General features: G+C 74.0%; 3 protein-coding genes. All 3 read right to left on the reverse strand.

The genetic code is table 11. The annotated features are described in order from the left end of the window. The coding region (locus OFY01_RS15660; RefSeq protein WP_407700350.1) for a GlgB N-terminal domain-containing protein at positions 1-1,212 on the reverse strand (1,212 nt) is incomplete at its 3' end. After that, positions 1,131-2,504: a maltokinase N-terminal cap-like domain-containing protein gene (locus OFY01_RS15665; RefSeq protein WP_266600316.1), complete on the reverse strand. Its 1,374-nt coding sequence runs from the start codon at positions 2,502-2,504 to the stop codon at positions 1,131-1,133. The genes OFY01_RS15660 and OFY01_RS15665, both read right to left, overlap by 82 nt. Positions 2,505-2,709: 205 nt before the next feature. Then, positions 2,710-2,921 (reverse strand): alpha-glucosidase C-terminal domain-containing protein (locus tag OFY01_RS15670; protein ID WP_266600318.1); only part of this gene is annotated, 212 nt, incomplete at its 5' end.

Raw genomic sequence — 2,921 nt, forward strand, 5'->3', positions numbered from 1 at the left:
CCTGGCCAGCGCCCAGTCGTCCTTCGGGAAGTGCGCCGGGACCCAGTCCATGATCACGCCGATGCCCGCCCGGTGGAGCGCGTCGATGAGGTGCTTGAAGTCGTCGGGGCTGCCCAGGCGGGCGGTGGGCGCGTAGAAGCCGGTGACCTGGTAGCCCCAGGAGCCACCGAAGGGGTGTTCCGCCACGGGCATCAGCTCCACGTGCGTGAAGCCCAGGTCGGATACGTAGGCGGGTAGTTGCTCGGCGAGTTCGCGGTAGGTCAGGCCGGGGCGCCAGGACGGGAGGTGGACCTCGTACACCGAGAACGGAGACTCGTGGACCGGCCGCCTGCCGCGCCGCGCCAGCCAGGCGTCGTCGTGCCAGGTGTGGTGCGTGGTGGTGATGATCGAGGACGTGGCCGGTGGGGTCTCCGTCCGGCGGGCCAGCGGGTCGGCGCGCAGGGTCTTCGTGCCGTCGGGGCGCGTGATCTCGAACTTGTACAGCTCGCCCTCGCCGACCTGCGGGACGAACAGCTCCCACACCCCGCACGCGCCGAGCGAGCGCATGCTGTGGGCCGCGCCGTCCCAGTAGTTGAAGCTGCCCACGACCCGGACGCCGCGCGCGTTCGGCGCCCAGACGGTGAAGCGGGTGCCGGCGATGCCCTGGTGTTCCATCGGGTGGGCGCCGAGCGCCTGCCAGAGCTGTTCGTGGCGGCCTTCCTGGATCAGGTGCAGGTCGAACTCGCCGAGGGCGGGCAGCAGGGCGTAGGCGTCGGGGATCGTCTGCGTCGCGTTCTCGTACGTGATCTCCAGGCGGTAGTCGGGCGGGGCCGCCGTCCCTTCGAGCAGCGCGGAGAAGAACCCGTCGCCGTCGTCGTGCAAGGGGATCGTGGCCTCGGCGGTGCGGACCGTGACCCGCTCGGCGTACGGACGCCATGCGCGGATCGCCGTTCCGGTCGGGGTCGGGTGGGCGCCGAGCACTCCGTGCGGGTCGTGGTGGGTGGCGGCGAGGAGGCGGGCCCGGTCGGGCGGCGGAACAGGCGCCGGGGGCGGGCAGGAGAGGGGAGGAGAGGAGAGGGGCGGGGGCGGTGGTGTGGTGGGTCGGTGTGTCACGGGTTGGGGCCTTCCGGGGTGGCTTCTCGTCTGCCTGGCTACGGGCGCTGCGCCAGCCGCTCCAGCGCGCCCAGCGGGACCGGCAGCCAGTCGGGGCGGTGACGGGCCTCGTACAGGGATTCGTAGACCGCCTTGTCGGTCTCGTACGCGCGCAGCAGGACGTCGTCGTCGCGCGGGTCCTGTCCGGTCGACTCGGCGTAGCCGGCGCAGTACGCGGCCCGGCACGCCGTCGACCAGGCCGGGTTCCACGGGCGGTGCGACGCGGCGGCGTAGTCGAAGGAGCGGAGCATGCCCGCCACGTCGCGGTGGGGCGGGTGCGGCATGCGGCGTTCGGCGAGCGGGCGGGACGGCTCGCCCTCGAAGTCGATCAGGCGCCAGCCGTGCGCCGGGTCGCGCAGACACTGGCCCAGGTGCAGGTCGCCGTGGACGCGCTGCGCCTGCCGGACCCGCCCGTCCGCGGCGAGCCCGGCGAGGGCGTCGAAGGCGCCGCGCAGGGCGGGCACGAGGTGGGCGAGCGCCGGAACCTGCTGCGCCGTCGCCTCCAGGCGGCGGGTCATCGTGGCGGCGAGGTGTTCCAGGTGGGCGGGGGTGTAGGTGACCGTGGGCAGGGCGCGGGCCAGGGCCAGGTGCACCTCGCCCGTGGCGCGGCCCAACTGCCGTGCCTGAGCGGTGAACTCCTCGTCGTCCGCGAGGTGCTTGAGGGCCAGGTCCCAGCCGTCCACCGCCCCTTTGAGGTACGGCTGGAGGAGCCCGAGGGTCGTCGTGCCGTCGGCCGTCTCGTACCAGGCCACCGGCGCCGGGACCCGGTCGCAGCCTTCCCGGGCCAGGGCGAGGGGGAGTTCGAGGTCCGGGTTGGTGCCGGGGACGACCCGGCGGAACACCTTGGCTATCAGGGCGTCGCCGTAGACGACCGACGAGTTGGACTGCTCGGCGGTGAGCGGGCGCGCCGCGAGCCCGCCCGCCACGTCCCCGGACGGCCCCCGGTGAAAGCGCAGACCACCGAGGACGCCGGGCGTGCGGAGACGTTCCAGCAGGACCGCGGCGTGGCCGGGGTCCTGGAGCCCCTCATGGACGATCCGCCCCGCCAGCGGGCCCCGCGTGGCCTGGCCGAGCACGGCCGTGGCCAGGTGCGGTGGGGGTGTCCGGGCGGCGCCGAGCAGCAGCTGGTAGCAGTCGCCGGGGTCCGTGCCGTCCGGGGCCCGGTGGGTGCGCAGCAGCAGGTGGAGGAGGGCGTCGCCGGGCCGCAGACGGGTGACCGCGTCGAGAGTGAAGCCGCCGAGCGCTCGGCCCTTGCCCGCGAACCAGCGCTGCCGCGGCAGCCACTGGCGCAACAACGGCTCCAGGGACAACAGCAGTTCGGGCTCGGTGCCCCGGGGGCCGGGGCCGGTGGACCGGGCTGCGGCTTCCGACATGGTGTCGCGTCCTTCCCCCGGGGCCGTGCGGCGAGCACTGTGCGCGGTCCCGGGTGCCGAGGTGCTGAACCGGTGCGTGGGACGTGCCGAGGTGCGGATGTGCGAGATGTGTCGCCGTACGGCCGTACAGCTGTATGTCTCTACGGCCGTGCGGAGGTGCGGACGTGCGCTGGGGCTCCCGGGCGGGGCGGGCCGCCCGTGTCCTTCAGGCTGCCCCGTCCTCGCGCAGCCGGAACCAGTAGAAGCCGTGGCCCGCCAGTGTCAGCAGGTACGGGAGTTGGCCGATCGCGGGGAAGCGGACCCCGCCGATGAGCTCGACCGGGTTGCGTCCCTGGTAGGGGCGCAGGTCGAGTTCGGTGGGCTGGGCGAAGCGGGAGAAGTTGTTCACGCACAGGACGAGGTCGTCGCCGCACTCGC

Origin of the sequence: Streptomyces beihaiensis (genome assembly GCF_026274175.1) — a bacterium.
Taxonomy (GTDB): domain Bacteria; phylum Actinomycetota; class Actinomycetes; order Streptomycetales; family Streptomycetaceae; genus Streptomyces; species Streptomyces beihaiensis.